The following is an 18662-nucleotide window of genomic DNA, read 5'->3' as shown; positions in this document are numbered from 1 at the left end:
GGCTCCGCCCCGGGCCCCGCGCCTCAATCGCCGGCGGGGCTGGATGATCGGGGCTCCGCCCCGGGCCCCGCGCCTCAATCGCCGGCGGGGCTGGATGATCGGGGCTCCGCCCCCCGCCCCGCGCCTCAAACGCCGGCGAGGCTGGAATGGGCCGGAGGGGCTGGAATGGGCCGGAGGGGCTGGATCGGGGTGCGGGTGGACGCCCCCGGCCTTGGTCGGGGGCGTCTGGGCAGCTTGGGGCGCTGGGCTGCTCAGGGCAGGTAGCGCTCGATGACCTGCGGGCCTTCCTTCTCGATCAGCTTGCGTGCCTTCTCGACCCGCTCCGGAGTCGGGTCGTGGCCGGTCGCCATCACGAGGTCCTCGGGGTCGTACGGCCGTTCCCCGCCCGTGAAGAGCCGGTCCGACCGTGTGGGCTGCTCGTCGGGTTCACTGACCATCGCGTACCTCCTACGGTTTCCCCTGGCCCCATAGTCCGGCCACCGTCCCATGAACGCACTTCGGCCGCCGCGAGGCCGCGGGCATACCACCGGGGGAGGGGCCAACTGGCAGCTCCCACAAGCCGGTTCGGATTTCTACGGTTTCCGCAGACCCCCACCGGAAACCGAGGAGATCCCCCATGCTCAAGCGACACGCCCGCGCGGCGTGTACCGCCCTGGCCGCCGCCGGGCTGCTGCTGGCCGGGACGAGCGGCGCCACCGCCGACTCCGCCCCGCCCGCCCCGGCCCCCGCCTCGGCGGCGACCACCCTGCGCACCGCCGACGCCCCGCCCGAGCTGCTCGCCGCCATGCAGCGCGACCTCGGCCTGACCCGCACGCAGGCCAAGGCGCGACTCGCCCACGAGGCCGAGGCCGGGGCCACCGCCGCCCGGCTCCGGGCCCGGCTCGGCGCCGCCTTCGCCGGGGCCTGGGTGGACGGGGCCGACGCCTCGACCCTCACCGTGGCCACCACCCAGGCCGCCGACACCGCCGCGATACGGGCCACCGGGGCCCGGGCGCAGCTGGTCACCCGCGCCCTGGCCGACCTCGACGGCGCCAGGGCCGCACTGGACCGGGCCGCCGGGCCGACGACCCCGGTCCGCTACGTCGACCCGCGCTCCAACACCCTGGTCGTCGAGGAGACCGAGGCGGGGGCGGCGGCGGCGCTGCTGGCCGCGACCGGCACCGACGCGGCCCTGGTCACGGTGGTCCGCACGGCCGAGGCCCCGCGTCCCCTCCACGACCTGCGGGGCGGGGACGCGTACTACATGAACGGCAGCGGCCGCTGCTCCGTGGGCTTCCCGGTCACCAAGGGGACCACGCACGGCTTCGCCACCGCCGGGCACTGCGGGCGCGCCGGAACCACCACCACCGGCTTCAACCGCGTGGCCCAGGGCACCTTCCAGGCCTCGGTCTTCCCCGGCAACGACATGGCCTGGGTGGCCGCGAACGCCCAGTGGACCGCGACCCCGTACGTGAAGGGCAGCGGGGGTGCGAACGTGCAGGTCACGGGCTCGGTCCTGCAGCCGGTCGGGGCCTCGGTGTGCCGTTCCGGCTCGACCACCGGCTGGCACTGCGGCACGATCCAGCAGCACAACACCAGCGTCACCTACCCCGAGGGCACCATCTCCGGCGTGACCCGTACGACGGTCTGCGCCGAGCCCGGCGACTCGGGGGGCTCCTACATCTCCGGGAGCCAGGCCCAGGGCGTGACCTCGGGCGGTTCCGGCAACTGCTCCAGCGGCGGGACCACCTTCTTCCAGCCGCTGAACCCGATCCTGTCGGCGTACGGACTGACCCTCAAGGTCAGCGGCAGCGACCCGGGCCCCGGTCCCGGCCCCGGCGAGCCCGAGCCGGGCGGCACCTGGAAGGCCGGCACCGTCTACGCGGCCGGCGCGACCGTCACCCACGGCGGCGCGACCTACCGCTGCGTCCAGGGGCACCAGGCCCAGACGGGCTGGGAGCCGCCGAACGTCCCGGCGCTCTGGCAGCGGGTCTGACGGACCCGCGCCAGGCCGGGAACCGGTGCCGTGACTGCCAAGGGGGGAGTCACGGCACCTTCGCGTGCGCGCGGATCACGGGTCACGGGTCACGGGTCACGGCTCGCGGATCACCGGTCAGACGAGGACCGCGGCCAGCGTGCCGAGCGCGCCGAAGACGGTCAGCAGGCCGCAGATCGCGAAGTTCACCGTCCGGTGTTCCCAGAAGACCGCGACGAACTCCCGGATGGTGGCGCTCGGCCAGTAGTACTTCGCCGTGGGAGAGCCCAGCACCTGCCCGTTGACGCCGGTCTTGCGTGCCAGCATCGCGGCCCGGAAGGCGTGGAAGTTGTTGGTGACCACCACGCACCGGTAGGCCGGATCGTGCGCCTCCATGATCTCCCGGCTGAAGCGCATGTTCTCCTCGGTCGTCGTGGAGCGGTCCTCCAGCACGATGTGCTCCACCGGCACGCCCTCCGCGATCAGCCAGTCCGCCATCGCCCGGGCCTCCGCGACCTTCTCGTCCGAACCCTTGCCGCCCGACACCAGCAGCAGCGGCGGCCGGCCGCCCCGGGCCAGCTGGCCCTCGTAGATCTGCTGCCCCTTGCGCAGGCGCGAGGCCAGCAGCGGCGGCACGCGGTCCCCGCCGCTCAGGCCCGAGCCCAGCATGACCACGTGGTCGACGTCGCCGCGCACCTTGATCCGCCCGTAGAGGAAGGCGTAGCCGAGGAAGCAGAAGAAGACGAAGGAGACGTAGCCGGCGACCACGGTGAGGGTTCCGGCGATGCCGCCCAGTACGGGGGAGCCGACCACGCCGACGAGGATCAGCAGCGCGATCAGCGCGAAGATCGCGAGGCCCGCGAGCATCGACAGCAGGTTGGCCGGCCGCAGCCCCTCCTTGCGGACCATGGTCACGCCGTTGCGGACGAGGAAGACGCCCAGTGCCAGGATGCCGAACGCGGGTGAGGCGAAGGCGAGGACGACGACCGTGACGGCCGCCCAGGTGGGCAGCTTGCCCACTTGGAGGAACAGGGCGGAGAACGCGCTGAGGAAGGTCAGCCCCAGGAGCACGGCGTTGCTGAAGCGGCGCCGGTCCTGTCTGACGCTTATGCAGAACGCGAGGAACAGCAGGGCGGCGAGGGCGAAGGCGACCATGCCGCCCATCGTAGGTGCCGGACCTACCGGTGATCGTGGCCGGTTCGGCGCACCGAGCGCCCGGCCAGCACGTCCGTGCGGCGCCCGTCGCGCATGACGAAGCGCCCGTCGATCAGGACGTGCGGGATGCCGGTCGGCAGCGTGCGCGGCTGCTCGTACGTGGACCCGGCCGCGACCGTGCCGGGGTCGAAGAGGACGAGGTCGGCGCGGTGGCCCACGCGGACCAGGCCCCGGTCGGGCAGGCGCAGCCGCGCCGCGGGCCGGCCGGCCAGGTGCGCCACGCACTCCTCCAGGGAGAGCAGGCCGAGTTCGCGGACGTAGTGGCCGAGGTAGTGCGGGAAGGTGCCGTAGGCGCGCGGGTGCGGCTTGGCGCCCTGGAGGATGCCGTCGGAGCCGCCGGTGTGGACGGGGTGGCGCATGATCGCCCGGACGTTCTCCTCGTGGCCGACGTGCTGGAGGACGGTCGGTGCGAGGCGGTCGTCCAGCAGGAGCCGCCGGGCGGTCTCCCAGCCGTCCAGGCGCGTGCCGACGTACGCGCCGAGGGCGGGATCGGCGACGCCCGAGATCTCGACCGTCGACCAGTCGACCGGGACCCCGTGGCAGCCGTCGGCGCCCTCGACCTCCAGCGCATGGCGGATCCGCCCGGCCTGGGCGTCGTCGCGCAGCCGGGCCAGGACCGCCTCCGGGCCGCCCTCGTTCGCCCAGCTGGGCAGCAGTGCGACGAGGGTGGTGCAGCCGGGGGTGTACGGGTAGCTGTCGAGGGTGATGTCGGCGCCCTCCGCCAGGGCCGCGTCGAGGAGGGCGAGCAACTCGGGGGCCCGGCCCTCGTTCTCGCCGAAGTTCATGGTGGCGTGCGCGAGGTGCAGGGCGCAGCCGGCCTCCCGGGTCAGCGCGACCATCTCGGCGTAGGCGGCGAGCGCGCCGTGGCCGTACGAGCGGTGGTGCGGGCAGTAGTAGCCGCCGTACTCCGCCACCACCCGGCAGAGCTCGGTCAGTTCGGCGCCGGAGGCGTACATGCCGGGGGTGTACGTGAGCCCGGAGGACATCCCGACGGCGCCCTGGGCCAGGCCGTCGGCGACGAGCTGCCGCATCCGGGCCAGCTCGGCCGCGGTCGCCGGGCGGTCGTCCCAGCCGAGGGCGAGGGCGCGGACCGTGCCCTGGGGGACGAGGTAGGCGGCGTTGACGGCGCAGCCCTGACCGCCGTGGGCGCCGTCCAGCCGGTCGAGGTACTCGCTGACCGTGCGCCAGTCGAAGTCGACGTCGTCGCCCGGGCCGTTCCAGCCGGCGATCGCGGCCCGCACCCCGGCGAGGGTCCGGTCGTCGGCCGGCGCGTACGACAGGCCGTCCTGGCCGAGGACTTCGAGGGTCACGCCCTGGGCGGCCTTCGCACTGTGGTCCGGGTCGCGGAGCAGGGCGAGGTCGCTGTGGGCGTGCATGTCGACGAAGCCGGGGGCCAGGGCGAGGCCGTGCGCGTCGAGGGTGCGGCGGCCGCCCGGGAGCGAGCCGATCTCGGCGATCCGTCCCTCGTGGACGCCGACGTCGGCGGTGTACGAGGGCCCGCCCGTCCCGTCGACGACGCGGGCCCCCCGGATGACCAGGTCCACCGGTCCGCTCTCAGAAGAAGGTGCGGACGTAGTCGGTGACGGTGCCGTCGGCCTCCACGACCGGGATCAGCGGCCACTTCTCGAAGATCGTGCAGGGGTGGGACATGCCGAGGGCCACCCAGTCGCCGACCTGGACGTCGTCGGCCGAGTCGGTCTCCAGCCAGGCGTGCTGGTCGGACAGCCTGACCACGCGGACGCCGGTGGCGGGGCGCTCGTCGCCGGTGAGCGCGTCGCGGACCAGTTCGGCCTCGGGCAGGCCCAGGTCGTAGGCGATGTCGCGCTTGCCGGCGTTGACGAAGGCCTGGGTGGGGGAGGGGCGCGAGACGACCTGCGTCCACAGGCGGAACGCGGGGCGCAGGACGCCCTCTTCGGGGTGGCGGTTGAAGGGGGTGAGGCGGGTATACCAGCCGTGGTCGTGGGAGACGTACGCGCCCGAGCGCAGCAGCTTGAGGGTGGGGCGGGAGAGCTCCGGCAGCTCGGCGAAGACGTCGGCGACGGCGTCGAACCAGGCCGAGCCGCCCGCGCTGACGACGATCTCCTCCAGGTCCGCGGCGAACCGGCCCGCCTTGTCGAACTCGACGGCGAGGGCGGTGAGCCGGCGCAGGTACGCGTGGACGCGGGCCGGGTCGGCGTCCGGGACCTCGGCCTCGTAGCCGCCCATGCCGACGAGGCGCAGGGTCGCGGTGGCGGCGACCGCGTCGGCGACGGCGCGGCAGTCGTCGTCGCTGCGGGCCCCGGTACGGGCTCCCTCGCCGGCGCCGAGCTCGACGACGACGTCGATGCGCACAGGCCGGCCCTGCAGGGCCCGGTCCATGAGCTGAACTCCGCGCACGGAGTCGACGTAGCAGACGAAGCGGAAGCCGGGGTCGGCGGCGAGCTCGTCGGCGACCCAGCGCAGGGCGGCGGGATCGACGAGCTCGTTGGCGAGGAAGATCCGCTGGATCCCGAAGGCGCGGTAGACGCGGGCCTGGTGGGGGACGGCGGCGGTGATGCCCCACGCGCCGTGGTCCAGCTGGCGGCGGAAGAGCTGCGGGGACATGCAGGTCTTGCCGTGCGGGGCGAAGGCGAGGTCGTGGCGGGCGGCGTAGGTGCCGAGGGCGGCGAGGTTGTGCTCCAGCGCGTCCGCGTCGAGGGTCAGGACGGGGGTGGTGAACCCGCCGCCGTACAGGTCCCGCCGCTCGGCGGCGAGCTGCCCGACGGTGAGGCCGCGGGTCTGGGCGTCCGGGGGCAGTCCCTTGAACCGGTGGTCGACCGGCTCGTCGGCGAGGTCCTTGACGGGGTCGCTGGCCATGCGGGTGCCTCCGGGGTTGCGTGGTGTGCAACGGTCATTGCGTATGCCGCTGCGTGCTGTCTAACATCCCGGGTGACGGGGGGTCAACGCCGCGGCCCCGCCTCAAACGCCGGAAGATCCAGCCCCGCCGGCGTTTGAGGCGCGGGGTCTGGGGCGGAGCCCCGGCAGCGGCGCGGCACCGGGGACGACGAGGGGGGCACGGGATGAGCCAGTCCGTGGAGCGGGCGCTCGCGGTGCTGCCGCTGCTCGCGAAGGGCGCCGCCGGCCTCGGCGCGGTCGCGGACGAGCTCGGCGTCCACAAGAGCACCGCCCTGCGCCTGCTCCGCACACTGGACGCGCACGGCTTCGTCTACCGCCAGTCCGACGGCCGCTACCGCCTCGGTGCCCAGCTCTTCGCCCTCGCCGCCGAGGCCATCGAGAACCTGGACGTCCGGGAGGTCGCGCACCCCCACCTCGCCGAGCTGAACGCGGCCACCGGTCACACCGTGCACCTCGCCCTGCACCAGGACGACGAGGTCGTGTACGTCGACAAGGTCGACAGCCGCTACCCGGTCCGCATGTACTCCCGCATCGGCAGGCCCGTGCCCCTCACCGTCGCCGCCGTCGCCAAGCTGCTCCTCGCCGACCTCCCCGAGGCAGAGCGCCGGGCCCTCGCCGACCGGATCGAGTACCCCCGCTACACCGCCCGCTCCACCCCGGACGCCGCGGCCTTCCTGCGCGAACTGGACCTCGTACGGGAGCAGGGCTGGGCCACCGACCTCGGCGGGCACGAGGAGTCGATCAACTGCCTCGGCGCGCCCGTGCACGGGCCGGACGGGCGGGTCGTCGCCGCGCTGTCCGTGTCCGCGCCCGGTGTGGTCCTCTCCGCCGAGAAACTTCTCGCACTGCTGCCGCAGGTCCTCCGTACCGCCGACGCCATCAGCCGGGACTATTCAGGAAGCCAGGACAGAACGTGACCGCAAGCACCGGGAAGACCGCCGTCACCCCCGACACCCACACCACCCCGCCCGCGCGCTTCTCGCACGGCGTGCGCAAGGGGAACATCCTCCAGGTCGCCGGCCAGGTCGGCTTCCTCCCGCACGTGGAGGGGCAGCCGCCCACCCCCGCCGGGCCGACGCTGCGCGAGCAGACCCTGCAGACGCTGGAGAACGTCCGGTCCGTCCTGGAGGCCGGGGGCGCGGGCTGGGACGACGTGATGATGATCCGCGTCTACCTCACGGACACCGCGCACTTCGCCGAGATGAACGGCATCTACAACACCTACTTCGAGGAGCAGGGCCTGAAGGAGGCTCCCGCCGCCCGCACGACCGTGTACGTCGGGCTGCCGGCCGGGCTGCTGATCGAGATCGACGCCCTCGCCGTCCTGGGCTGAGCCGACGGGAGCGCCGCCTGCCCCGCCTGCCGGGCCTGCCGGGCCCGCCGGGCCCGCCGGGCCTGCAGGGCCCGCGGCGCCCCGCCGGGCATGCGGGCGGGGCGCCCCCCTGGCGGCGGGGCGCCCCCTTCACACGTGCGCTACGAGCAGTACTGGGCTTCCTTGCCGATCGAGCGGTACATGCAGTCCGCGTTCTCCAGCAGCTGGAGCACCGCGTCCTTGTTGCGCGCGGTCTCGCGGTCGATCACCTCGTCCGGCGGGTAGAAGCCGCCCCCGCCGCTCTCCGGGTACATCTCGAAGGTGTAGGCGAAGATCTTCTGGTTGCCCCACAGCCAGTCGTCGATCGTTCCGTCGGTGATGTACAGGTCGCTCGACTGCTCCGGCGTGTAGCCGTTGCTCGACGCCATGTTGGTGCCGATCTTCTTGTACGCGGCGAGGTCGTCGGCGGTCAGGCCCGGGGCGGTGTCGTTGTAGGTGTAGCCGAAGGGCCACAGCACGAGCTCGCTGTACGTGTGGAAGTCGATGGCGGCCTTGATCTGCTGCTTGCCGCCGACCACCCGGCTGCGGACGAAGTCCGAGACGGCCTTCACCTCGGGCGAGGACTCGGCGGCCGGGCCGCGGTAGGTCTCGGAGCTCTTGCTGCTGCTGGAGCCGCCGCAGCAGCCCCACTTGTAGCCCCAGTTCCGGTTCTCGTCCGTACCGACGTAGGAGGATCCGGCGTTCGGCTGGCGGTTCTTGCGCCAGGAGCGGTAGCGGCCGGTGGCGATGTCGTACTCGCCGCCGTCCGGGTTGAGGTCCGGGACGATCCAGATCTCGCGGCCGTTGACCGCGTTGGTGACCCGGGCGTCGGTGCCGTGCTTGGAGGTGAACTCCTTGAGCAGGTACAGGGCCATCTCGACGGTCAGGTGCTCGCGCGCGTGCTGGTGGGCGGTGAAGAGCACCTCGGGCTCGGCCTCGTCCGTCGCGACGTTGTCGCTGATCTTGATGGCGAAGAGGTCCCGGCCCTCGTAGGACTTTCCGATCACCCGCTTGCTCGCGATCGAGGGGTACTGGGCGACGAGCTGGTTGATCTCCGCGGTCGCCTCGGCGTAGTTGTGGTACTTCGAGTCCGCCGAGGGGAAGTCCATCGGGCTCGCCGCCATGCCGGGCAGCGAGCGGTCTGGGGGCCCGGGCAGGGCGGTCAGCTTGTAGCCGAGCGCCTTCAGCTGCCTGGCCTGCAGGGTGTCGGCGCTGACCACGACCGTGTGGTCGTCCACCTCGTCGATCGAGACGCCCGTGCGGAGCAGGGCGGTGCGGTCCGCGGCGGTGGAGGGACCGTGGATCCGGTACTGGACGATGGCCTCGTCCTGGGTGGCGGTGGACGGCGTGGGCGGTGGTGACGCCGTGGCGCTCATGCCGTAGGCGGGTGCGCCCAGCGCGAGCGCCAGCAGGGCCGCCGTGAGGGTGACCCTTCGGCGGGTATGGAGCCGCATGCGTTCTCCTGGGTGGGGAGTGTGGGGGTAGCCGTGCGGACGCGCTCAGCGTCCTCTGGTGGCATGTCCCGGTCAAGAACCTGAGGTGTCGGGCCGAACCGATCCGGCCACCCCCACACGTACCGCTTACGGGAGTCCGTGGACCTTGGGACCCACCGAGTTCGACCAAGTACTACCCGCCTTGGCGTCCCAGTTGGTGGACCAGGTCATCGCGCCGCGTAGCCCCGGGTAGGTCTTCGACGGCTTGAAGGATCCGCAGTTCGTGCCCCTGGCCAGGCAGTCCAGGGCGTTGTTCACGATGGCCGGCGAGACGTAGCCGCTGCCCGCGCCGCTCGGGGAGGCCGGGACGCCGATGCCCACCTGGGAGGCGTCGAGGCCGCCCTCCAGCTGGATGCAGGCGAGTGCGGTGAGGAAGTCCACCGAGCCCTGGGAGTAGACCTTGCCGTCGCAGCCGTTCATCGAGCCGCTGTTGTAGTACTGCATGTTGACGACGGTGAGGATGTCCTTGATGTTGAGCGCCGTCTTGAAGTAGCCGCCCTGCGTGGACTGCATGTCGATCGTCTGCGGGGCCATGGTGATGACCAGCGACGGGCCCGCCTTCGCGGACAGCGAGCGCAGCGCCTGGGTCATGTAGGTGGGGTTGAGGCCGTTCTCCAGGTCGATGTCGATGCCGGTGAAGCCGTACTCCTGCATCAGGGCGTACGCCGAGTTCGCGAGGTTGTTCGCGGAGGCGGAGTCGTTGACCGTGATGGTCCCCTTCTCGCCGCCGACGGAGAGGATGACCGACTTGCCGGCCGCCTTCTTCGCCGCGATGTCGGCCTTGAACTGGGCGACGGTGTAACCGCCCAGGCCGGCCGAGTCGAGGTTGAAGGTGATGGCGCCGGGCGTGGTGGTGGCGTCGGCGAAGGAGACGGCGATGATGTCGTACTGCGCGGAGACGTCGGAGATCTTCTGGACGGTCGCGCCGTTGTTGAAGTTCTGCCAGTAGCCGGTCAGGGCGTGCTTGGGGACGGCCGGGTCGGGATTCGGGTTGCCGCCGCCGGTGGTCGTGCCCGTGACCGCCGCCGAGCGGGGGCCTTCGCCCGCCGCGTTGTACGCGCTCACCTGGAAGGAGTACGAGGTGGCGGCGGCGAGTCCGGTGATCTGCGCGGAGGCCCCGGACGCGGTCTGGACCCGGGCGCCGTCCTGATACACGTAATAGCCGGTGGCTCCGCTGACCGCGTTCCACGAAAGGGTGAGGCCGTTCGCGCTCTGGCCGGAAACGGCGGTCCCGCCCGGCGCGCCGGGGATCGACGGGCCGGGGTCGGTGCCGCCTCCGCCGTCCGGGCCGAAGACGCTGAACTCGTCGACGACGTAGGCCGGCTGTCCGTACCAGCCGTGCGTGTAGACGGTGACCTGGGTGGTGCTCGGGCCGGTGGAGAAGGTGGTGGACAGCTTCTGCCAGCCGGCGCCCGAACCGGGCGTCCAGGTGGACACGTCCTGGGTGCCGGTCCCCGTCGCGCCGAGGTACACGTAGCTGCCCTGGACCTGCGTGCTCAGCGTGTACGTCGAGTTCGGCTTGACCGTGACGGTCTGGCTGCAGCGGGCGTTGTCCTGACCCGCGGGAGTGCCCTTGAGGGCGCCGGCGCCGGAGTGGACCGGGGAGGAGACGGAGGCGCCGCTTCCGCCGGTACAGGACCAGTTGGCGAGACCCGACTCGAAGCCGCCGTTGCGGGCGACGTTGACGTCCACCGCCTGTGCGGTACCGGCGGCGAGGGCGGTCAGGGCGCCTGCGGTGAGGGTGGTGGCGCCCAGAAGGGCGAGGGAACGTATGCGGTTCACGTGGGCTCCGTGGGGGGAGGAAGGTGAAGGCGGGGGCAAGTGGGGTACCCCGGAGCCAAGTTGGTCCAGACCAATCCTTGTGTCAAGGGTCTTTGCGATGTGGCTTGAATGGGGCGACCGCGTGATCCCTGTTGTCCGGGTTTCCGGTCAGCTGTGACAGGTGCTCACGGCACGGGAATTTCCAAGCACCTGCCCGGTCGGCGATGACGCGGATATGGTGCTGGGGCAAGGGGGAAGGCGTCGATCGTTTGCGGTCGCGCAGCGTGTGCGCGTACCTGAAAGGCGTGCGCCGAGCACGCGAACCACTGGGGCGCACGGGGTGAATGTGGGGGAACGGGGGAATTCGCGTGCCGACCGCCATCGCTGTCACCAGCACCGATCTGGTACTTCCGGCCCCTGACCGGCACACGCCCGGGGCCGCCGTGCTGCATCCGCCCGAGCAGCTCGATCTGGAGGGCGCGCTCACCGAGACCGGCGCCCTGCTGGAGCGGCACGGCCACCTCGTGGCGCTCGTACCGCCCTGGCTTCCGCGCTCCACCGTCCAGCGGCTGCACACCGTACGGGCCATCCTGGAAACCGACCGGATCGCGCTCCTCGGCATCGACCTGCCGCCGCTGGGCACGGCCCTGCTGGCCCGTCAGCTGCGCCAGCTGAGCGTCTGCGACTTCAGCCCCGGAATCATCGCCTCCGCGGCCCGGCTGCTGTCCCACTACATCTACGCGGGCGCCCTGCTGGGCTCGGTCGCCAAGCTCGACCGGGTCCGGGTCCCGGTCGGACTGGGGGCGCACGCCCGGTCCTGGTCGCCGAGCGCGCAGTTCGCCGTACTCGCCCACCCGACGCCGCACCTGGCCAAGCTCGGCTCCTCGGGCGGTTCCTCCGGCGGGTCCCCGGGCAAGTCGCGCGGCGGGTCGCACGGCAAGCCGCAGGGCGGGCCGCACGGCGGGCCGGCGGTCATACCCCCCGGCCCCGGCTTCGCCACGCACCTCACCTTCGCCCGCGGCCAGCTCGCCTCCGACTGGGTCGCGGCCGAACTGGCCCCCGCCTGGCAGGTGCAGGGCGTCATGGAGAACCCGCTGCCCGCCGGCTCGCCCGGCTGGTGGGGCACCCAGAAGCTCGTCGAGTTCGCCGCCGGCATCCCCGACCTGTCCGTGCTCTACCAGCTGGTCGCCTCGGTCCGCCGCGAGGAATGCCGCTGGTGCGGCCTCGAACTCATCGGCGACCGCTGCGGCTTCTGCGCCGCGCCGCTGACCGCACCGCCCGCCGCACCGCCGCCCGCGAGCACGGCCCGCTCGAGACCCTGACCATCCCGAAGGCACCAACGAACGAAGAACGGCGAGGTTGTAAGGCCCATGAACTCACGCCAGCGCCGCGGCGTCATTCTGCTGCTCCTGTCGGTCCTGTGCGCCCTGGGGGCCTTCGCCGGAGTCCTCGTGGTGATCGGCGACGTCAATTCCAAGGTCGGGGCCGAGGTCGTCGCGTACCGCGCCAAGGGCGACATCGCGCCGTACAGCCCGCTGGCCGCCGGGCAGTTCGAGGAGGTCAGGATCCCCAAGCGGTGGCTGTCCGACACCGCCGTCACCGACCTCGGCGCCCTCAAGGACAAGATCGCGCTCACCACCCTGAAGAAGGGCTCGCTGCTCCAGGCGGACATGTTCGTCGACCGGCCGCAGCTCCAGCCCGGTGAACAGGAGATCGCCATCATGATCGACGCGGCGACGGGCGTGGCCGGCAAGATCACCTCCGGCGCCAAGGTCAACATCCTCGCCACCTTCAAGGGCGCCAAGGACACCGACCCGTCGCGGTCGGTGATCATCGTCGCCAACGCCCGGGTCCTGGGCGTCGGCAAGCTCACCGCCCTCGACAAGGACAGCGACCGCAAGGGTCCCGCCGAGGCCGTCCCGATCACCTTCGCCCTGAACACCAAGGACACCCAGCGCGTCGCCTACGCCGAGTCCTTCGCGGAGCACGTACGCCTGGCCCTGGTCGCCCCCGGAACCGACTCGGCGCCCAGCCCGAGCGACCGTACGTACACCCTCGACGGGGACAGGTGAGGCGCGCATGACCACCCGAATCCTCCCCGCGGCCGGCGACCCCGACGCCGCGCGGGCCCTCTCCACCCTCCTCAGCCAGCTCCCGTCGGCGGAGCCGGCCGCCCCCGTCCCCGACTCCACGACCCTGCTCGACACCCTGGCCCGCCTCGCCGGCGACTCCATCGACGAACTCCCCGAGGTCGTCCTCGTCCACGAGCGGATCGGCCCGGTGCCCGCACTGGAGCTCATCCGGGAGGTCGCCCTGCGCTTCCCGGCGGTGGGCGTCGTCCTGGTCTCCTCGGACGTCGGCCCGGCACTGTTCTCCGCCGCGATGGACTCGGGCGCGCGCGGCCTGATCGGCCTCCCGCTCTCCTACGAGGAACTCGCCGCCCGCGTCCAGGCCGCCGCCCAGTGGTCGGTGGGCGTACGCCGCCACCTGGGGCAGGGCGTCGCCGACGTCTTCACCGGCCCGGGCGGCCGGGTGGTCACGGTCACCGGAGCCAAGGGCGGGGTGGGCACCACCTTCACCGCCGTGCAGTTCGCGCTGGCCGCGGCCGCCTCGGGACGGCGCACCGCACTGGTCGACATGGACCTCCAGGCGGGCGACGTGGGCTCGTACCTCGACGTGCAGTTCCGGCGCTCCATCGCCGACCTCGCCGGGATCCAGGACATTTCCCCGCGGGTCCTCCAGGACGCCGTCTACGACGACCGCACGGGGTTGGCCCTGCTGCTCGCCCCGGCCGACGGCGAACGGGGCGAGGAGGTCGACGACCGGGCCGCCCGGCACATCGTCGGAGCCCTGCGCAGCCGCTACGAGCTCGTCGTCATCGACTGCGGCACCCAGGTGACCGGCGCGAACGCGGCGGCGGTGGAGATGGCGGACGTGGCGGTGCTGGTCGTCACCCCGGACGTGGTCGCGGTGCGGGCGGCGAAGCGGATGGTCCGGATGTGGGAACGCCTGCAGGTGCGCAAGGCGGAGGACACGACCGTGGTCGTCAACCGCTGGAGCAAGCACACGGAGATCCAGCCCGCCCTGATCGAGAAGATCACCAAGACCCGGGCCACCCGCACCCCGGTCCCCGCAGCCTTCAAGGAACTCCAGGCGGTGGTGGACGCGGGCCGGGTCCAGGACCTGGACAACCGCTCGACGGTGAAGCAGGCGCTGTGGACCCTGGCGGGCGAGCTGGGCCTGCTGTCGGCCCCGGACGCCGCCCCCTCCGGCCGCACCCCGGGCGCGGCCGTGGCGGTCCGCGCCGCGGGCCCGGTCTCCCGCCTGCGCCGCGGCCGGGAGGGCTGACGCGTGCCGTCGCGGAGACCCCGCCGCGGGGACCGGGGGCAGGTGGCGATCGAGTTCGTGGGCATGGTCCCGCTGATCCTGCTCCTGGTGGCGGCGGTGTGGCAGTGCGTCCTGATCGGCTACGCGTTCTCCCTGGCGGGGAACGCGGCGGACGAGGCGGCGCGGGCGGGGGCGGTGCACGGCGGTGCCGAGTGCGAGGCGGCGGCGGGGGAACACGTCGGGGAGGCGTGGGACATGAAGGCGGACTGCGGTCGTGCCGGCGACATCTACAAGGCGACCGTGAGGCTCAAGATCCCCGTCCTCTACCCCGGGCTCAACTTCGGAGGGATCACCGGCACGGCCGGCGCGGCGATGGAGAAGGAGGCGGAGTGACATGAGGCGACGCATCCGCTCCGACCGGGGCCAAGTGGCCCTGGAGTACATCGGCTTCGTGCCGATCCTGCTGTTCGTCGCACTGTGCGGGATCCAGCTGGGCTGGGTCGCGTACGCCGAGGAGCAGGCCGATACGGCGGCTCGTACCGCCGCGCGCGTGGAAGCCCGTAACGGGAAGGGCGGGGAGGCGGCAGGGCGGGCCGCGATCAGCAGCGGGCTGGGAGCCAGTGCCGAGTTCGACTGGGCCAAATCCGCCGATGCGGTCAGCGTCACCGTCACGCTCACCGCCAACTCCATCGTGCCCGGACTCGACGCGCACAAGGCGTCGGCCACGGCAGTCATGCCCAATGACGATCCGGACGACCCAGAGGAGACCGGACCATGAGCCTGCGTTCCCGGGTCAATACCCCAGACGACCGGCACAGCCCCCGCGAGGACGGCCGCCTGGTCTCCTCGTACCGCGCCAAGCTGCTGGAGGAGATCGACCTCGCCGAGATGTCCGCGCTCGCGCCCGCCGAGCGCCGGGCGCGGCTGGAACGCGTACTCGGCCACATCATCAGCCGTGAAGGGCCCGTCCTCTCCACGGTCGAGCGCGCGCAGCTGATCCGCCGGGTCGTCGACGAGGCCCTCGGGCTCGGCGTGCTCGAACCGCTTCTCGAAGACGCCTCGATCTCCGAGATCATGGTCAACGGCCCCGACCAGATCTTCGTCGAGCGCGCCGGCCGCGTCGAGCAGCTGCCCATCCGCTTCGCCTCGCACGAGCAGCTGATGCAGACCATCGAGCGCATCGTCTCCACGGTCAACCGTCGCGTGGACGAGGCGAATCCGATGGTCGACGCCCGCCTTCCCAGCGGCGAGCGCGTCAACGTCATCATCCCGCCGCTCTCCCTGACCGGCGCGACGCTCACGATCCGCCGCTTCCCGCGCGCCTTCACCCTGCACGAGATGATCGCCCTCGGCTCGCTCGACGAGCAGATGCTGCTCCTGCTCTCCGGTCTCGTCGCGTCGAAGATGAACGTGATCGTCTCGGGCGCCACCGGCACCGGCAAGACGACGCTCCTCAACGCGCTCTCCGGCCTGATCCCGGAGGGCGAGCGCATCATCACCATCGAGGACTCCGCCGAACTCCAGCTCCAGCAGGCGCACGTGATCCGCCTCGAATCACGCCCGGCGAACGTCGAGGGCAAGGGCCAGATCACCATCCGCGACCTCGTACGCAACTCACTGCGCATGCGCCCCGACCGCATCATCGTCGGCGAGGTCCGCGGCGGCGAGACCCTCGACATGCTCCAGGCGATGTCCACCGGTCACGACGGCTCCCTGGCCACCGTCCACGCCAACAGCTCCGCCGACGCGCTCATGCGCCTGCAGACCCTCGCCTCCATGTCGGAGGTCGAGATCCCCTTCGAAGCCCTCCAGGACCAGATCAACAGCGCGGTGAACGTCATCGTCCAGCTGACCCGCTTCGGTGACGGATCACGCCGCATCACGGAGATCTCCATCCTGGAATCGCACGGCCGCGAACCCTTCCGGATCACGACGGTCTGCCGCTTCGCCGCCCAGCCGATAGGGGCGGACGGGCGCGTGCACGGCTACTTCGAGTACTACCCGCTGCCGCGCCGGATCGCCGAGCGCCTCTACATGAACAACCAGCCCATCCCGCAGGCCTTCGGGGTCGCGCTGCCCGACGACCCCCTCACCACGCCGCACATCACCCGGACCGCCCTGTGAACCCACTGATCCTCCTCACCCTCGGCGCCACGCTGCTGGCCTGCGTGCTCGTCGTCGCCGGACTCCAGTCGTACGTGGCCGGGCGCGCCCAGAGGGCCGCCCTGATCGCGCGCCTCTCGGCGAGCGGTCTGCCCGAGCCCCAGGGCCGGCGGCGCCGCTTCCGGGGGGTCGACCGGCGGCTGCGCCGGACGAGGCTCGGCCGCCGCATCGAGCTGAAGCTGGCGACCACCGGCCTGGACCTCACACCGGGCGAGTTCTTCGTCTACATGCTGGGGTCGATCGCGGGCGTGTGGCTGATCGCGTCGTCCCTCCTCGCCCCGTTCTTCGGGCCGGTGGCGGGCGCCATCGGCGTCTGGGCGGCGAACGCCTTCCTCAACTGGCAGCGGGCGCGCCGTACGGAACGGTTCATCAACCAGCTCCCCGACCTGGCCCGCATCCTCGCCAACGCCACCCAGGCCGGGCTGGCCCTGCGTACGGCCATCGGCATCGCGGCGGAGGAACTGGAGGCCCCGGCGGGCGAGGAGCTCTCGCGCGTCGCCGACCGCCTCGCCGTGGGCCACTCCATCGAGGAGTCCCTGGGGGAGCTCACCGAACGCCTCCCCTCCCGGGAGCTGGTCGTCCTCGTCTCCACCCTCGTCCTGTCCGCCCGCGCGGGCGGCGCGATCGTGGACAGCCTGCGCAACCTCACGGTGACGCTGGAGCAGCGCAAGGAGACCCGTCGCGAGATCCGCACGCAGCTGTCCCAGGTGACGGTGACGGCGTACCTGGTGCCGTCCATCGGGCTCGGCTCGCTGCTGCTGGTCGACATGATGATGCCCGGCGCCCTGGACCGGATGACGGGCGCGTTCCTCGGCCAGACGGCCGTCCTCATCGCGCTCGGCCTCTTCGCCCTGGGCTTCCTCCTCATCCGCCGCCTGTCGAAGATCGACGTCTGAGGGGAGACGACGGACGATGACCGGACTGACCGGACTTCTTCTCGCACTCGCCGTGGCCCTTTCGGTCCTCGGCGCGTTCCACGGCATCCGCCTCTACCGCGCGGACGTGAAACTGCCCACGGACCTCGCGCTGGCCCTGGAGGTCGGCGCCACCCGCACGACGGCGGTCGGCTCCCTCGTCGACCGCATGGGCATCCGGTGGGCGCCGCTGGTCCTGAGCGCGATGGGCCCCACCCGGGTCGCCCGCAAGCGCCGCCAGATCGACATGGCGGGCAACCCTGCCGGCCTGACGATCGACCGGTACGCGGCCCGGCGGGCGGTGTACGGGGCCCTGGGCGCTGCCGGCGCTTTCTCCATGCTGATCAACGGCCAGCTGGTCGCGGCCCTGCTCATGGTGGCCTTCGGCCTGTTCTGGATCGAGGTCGGCCTGTGGTCGGCCATCCGGATCCGCCGCGACCACATCGAGCGGACCCTGCCCGACTTCCTGGACGTCCTCGCCGTGGTGGTGAGCGCGGGGCTCGGCTTCCGGCAGGCGCTGGACCGGGTGGCGGACAAGTACGAGGGCCCGTGGGCGGACGAGATCCGCATCACGCTCCAGCAGATGGACATGGGCGTCAGCCGCCGACAGGCCTTCGACGAGCTGCGCCGCCGCAACGACAGCGAGCAGGTCGCGCAGTTCGTGACGGCTCTCCAGCAGGGCGAGGAGCTCGGCTCCCCGATCGTGGACACGCTGATCGCGATCGCCGAGGACATGCGCCGTACGGACGCCCAGAACGCCCGCCGCCGTGCGGCCCGGGCCGTCCCGAAGGCGACGTTCGCGGTGACCATGTTCATGCTCCCGGGCACGCTGATCCTCCTCGTCTGCGGCTTCGTCTACGGCGCGAACGTCGACTTCGGCGCGCTGTTCGGGGGTGGCTGAGCCGTGGCCCGGCTGAGCGTGCTCATCGCCGACGGGAACCCGGTCATCAGAGCGGGCCTGGCGGCCATCCTGGGCACGGCCGGGGACGTCGACGTCACAGCGCAGGCGCAGGACGGGCGCGAGGCCCTGAGCCTGACGCGCCGGCACGCCCCGGACGTGATCCTGCTGGACGTCCGGATGCCGGGGGTGGACGGGATCTCGGCGCTGCCGCACCTGGTGCAGCTGGCTCCCGTACTGATGCTGACGTACAGCAGGGAAGCCGAAATCATCCGCGAGGCGCTGCTGTTGGGTGCGGGGGGCTACCTCGTGCACGGCGAGTTCACGACGGACGACCTGCTCCGAGCGGTCCGCGACGCCCCGCTGGGCCGCCCCCACTTCACGCCGACGGCGGCGAGCGCCCTCCTCGCGGAGCTCAGGTCCTCTTCGCATCCGCAACGAGCTGTGGCACAGTCTTCAGAGCGGATGCACAACTCTGTTGTCTTCGGGCTGAGTTCCCGGGAGGTGGAGATCATGGATCTGATCGCGTCCGGGATGAGCAACCAGCAGATCGCCGCCGCCTGCTTCATCAGCGAGAAGACGGTCAAGAACCACATCAACCGCATCTTCGCGAAGCTCCAGAGCGCGACGCGCAGCGAGGCGATAGCCCGCTGGCTGGGAACCGCCCGTCCAGGAGTGACCGGTCATGGGTAGACAGAGTGCGCAGTGGGTC

The 18662-nt window shown here is 72.1% G+C and carries 18 protein-coding genes; 12 read left to right on the top strand and 6 right to left on the bottom strand.

Annotated elements, in window-relative coordinates:
• Positions 1–251: 251 nt before the first annotated feature.
• Positions 252–437, bottom strand: coding sequence for a hypothetical protein (locus OG534_RS13395; protein WP_030034983.1), 186 nt, complete (start codon positions 435–437; stop codon positions 252–254).
• Positions 438–616: 179 nt separating this feature from the next.
• On the opposite strand from OG534_RS13395, the gene OG534_RS13390 reads away from it, so the two are divergent.
• Complete coding sequence (locus OG534_RS13390; RefSeq protein WP_326588316.1) at positions 617–1975, top strand: carbohydrate-binding protein; 1359 nt, start codon at positions 617–619, stop codon at positions 1973–1975.
• A 117-nt stretch (positions 1976–2092) separates the two neighbouring features.
• Here OG534_RS13390 and OG534_RS13385 read toward each other — a convergent pair whose 3' ends face one another.
• The 3 genes from OG534_RS13385 to OG534_RS13375 are packed head-to-tail and all read right to left on the bottom strand — an operon-like array spanning position 2093 to position 6004.
• A complete protein-coding gene (locus OG534_RS13385) occupies positions 2093–3109 on the bottom strand; it encodes a YdcF family protein (protein ID WP_326588315.1) in 1017 nt (338 codons plus the stop codon).
• A 23-nt stretch (positions 3110–3132) separates the two neighbouring features.
• Complete coding sequence (locus tag OG534_RS13380) at positions 3133–4713, bottom strand: N-acyl-D-amino-acid deacylase family protein (RefSeq protein WP_326588314.1); 1581 nt, start codon at positions 4711–4713, stop codon at positions 3133–3135.
• A gap of 10 nt (positions 4714–4723) precedes the next feature.
• Positions 4724–6004 (bottom strand): alanine racemase, encoded by a 1281-nt coding sequence (locus tag OG534_RS13375; RefSeq protein WP_326588313.1) that lies wholly within the window; start codon positions 6002–6004, stop codon positions 4724–4726.
• Positions 6005–6207: 203 nt separating this feature from the next.
• Between OG534_RS13375 and OG534_RS13370 the strand changes: the two genes are divergently transcribed.
• Both OG534_RS13370 and OG534_RS13365 read left to right on the top strand, forming a co-directional pair.
• Positions 6208–6960: an IclR family transcriptional regulator gene (locus OG534_RS13370; RefSeq protein ID WP_326588312.1), complete on the top strand. Its 753-nt coding sequence runs from the start codon at positions 6208–6210 to the stop codon at positions 6958–6960.
• Positions 6957–7376, top strand: a complete 420-nt coding sequence (locus tag OG534_RS13365; RefSeq protein ID WP_326588311.1) for a RidA family protein — start codon at positions 6957–6959, stop codon at positions 7374–7376. Before OG534_RS13370 ends, OG534_RS13365 begins: the two co-directional genes overlap by 4 nt.
• Positions 7377–7516: 140 nt before the next feature.
• Here the strand turns inward: OG534_RS13365 and OG534_RS13360 are convergent, their stop codons facing one another.
• A complete protein-coding gene (locus OG534_RS13360; RefSeq protein WP_326588310.1) occupies positions 7517–8848 on the bottom strand; it encodes a M14 family metallopeptidase in 1332 nt (443 codons plus the stop codon).
• 126 nt (positions 8849–8974) lie between these two features.
• Complete coding sequence (locus OG534_RS13355) at positions 8975–10669, bottom strand: chitinase (protein ID WP_326588309.1); 1695 nt, start codon at positions 10667–10669, stop codon at positions 8975–8977.
• Between the two features lie 347 nt (positions 10670–11016).
• Here OG534_RS13355 and OG534_RS13350 point away from each other — a divergent pair, with 347 nt between their 5' ends.
• Genes OG534_RS13350 through OG534_RS13310 form a run of 9 tightly spaced genes read left to right on the top strand, consistent with a single transcriptional unit; the run spans position 11017 to position 18643 of the window.
• Positions 11017–11970 (top strand): hypothetical protein, encoded by a 954-nt coding sequence (locus OG534_RS13350; protein WP_442807081.1) that lies wholly within the window; start codon positions 11017–11019, stop codon positions 11968–11970.
• Positions 11971–12018: 48 nt separating this feature from the next.
• Positions 12019–12720 (top strand): Flp pilus assembly protein CpaB, encoded by a 702-nt coding sequence (cpaB, locus tag OG534_RS13345; RefSeq protein WP_326588307.1) that lies wholly within the window; start codon positions 12019–12021, stop codon positions 12718–12720.
• Positions 12721–12727: 7 nt separating this feature from the next.
• Entirely contained in the window at positions 12728–13996 is a 1269-nt protein-coding gene (locus tag OG534_RS13340; protein ID WP_326588306.1) for an AAA family ATPase, read from the top strand.
• A 42-nt stretch (positions 13997–14038) separates the two neighbouring features.
• Positions 14039–14368: a TadE/TadG family type IV pilus assembly protein gene (locus OG534_RS13335; protein WP_326588305.1), complete on the top strand. Its 330-nt coding sequence runs from the start codon at positions 14039–14041 to the stop codon at positions 14366–14368.
• Position 14369: 1 nt separating this feature from the next.
• Positions 14370–14753: a TadE/TadG family type IV pilus assembly protein gene (locus OG534_RS13330; RefSeq protein ID WP_326588304.1), complete on the top strand. Its 384-nt coding sequence runs from the start codon at positions 14370–14372 to the stop codon at positions 14751–14753.
• The gene (locus OG534_RS13325) at positions 14750–16099 is read left to right on the top strand and encodes a CpaF family protein (RefSeq protein WP_326588303.1); all 1350 of its coding nucleotides are present in this window, start codon (positions 14750–14752) and stop codon (positions 16097–16099) included. The genes OG534_RS13330 and OG534_RS13325 overlap by 4 nt, the downstream gene beginning before the upstream one ends.
• A complete protein-coding gene (locus OG534_RS13320) occupies positions 16096–17034 on the top strand; it encodes a type II secretion system F family protein (protein WP_326588302.1) in 939 nt (312 codons plus the stop codon). Before OG534_RS13325 ends, OG534_RS13320 begins: the two co-directional genes overlap by 4 nt.
• Before the next feature lie 16 nt (positions 17035–17050).
• Positions 17051–17953: a DUF5936 domain-containing protein gene (locus OG534_RS13315; protein ID WP_326588301.1), complete on the top strand. Its 903-nt coding sequence runs from the start codon at positions 17051–17053 to the stop codon at positions 17951–17953.
• A gap of 3 nt (positions 17954–17956) precedes the next feature.
• On the top strand, positions 17957–18643 hold the full coding sequence (locus OG534_RS13310) for a response regulator transcription factor (protein ID WP_326588300.1): 687 nt from the start codon (positions 17957–17959) through the stop codon (positions 18641–18643).
• Positions 18644–18662 lie beyond the last annotated feature (19 nt).

It is taken from the genome of Streptomyces sp. NBC_01294, assembly GCF_035917235.1.
In the GTDB taxonomy this organism is placed as follows: Bacteria; Actinomycetota; Actinomycetes; order Streptomycetales; family Streptomycetaceae; genus Streptomyces; species Streptomyces caledonius.
This window is presented reverse-complemented; position numbering and strand designations above follow the sequence as displayed.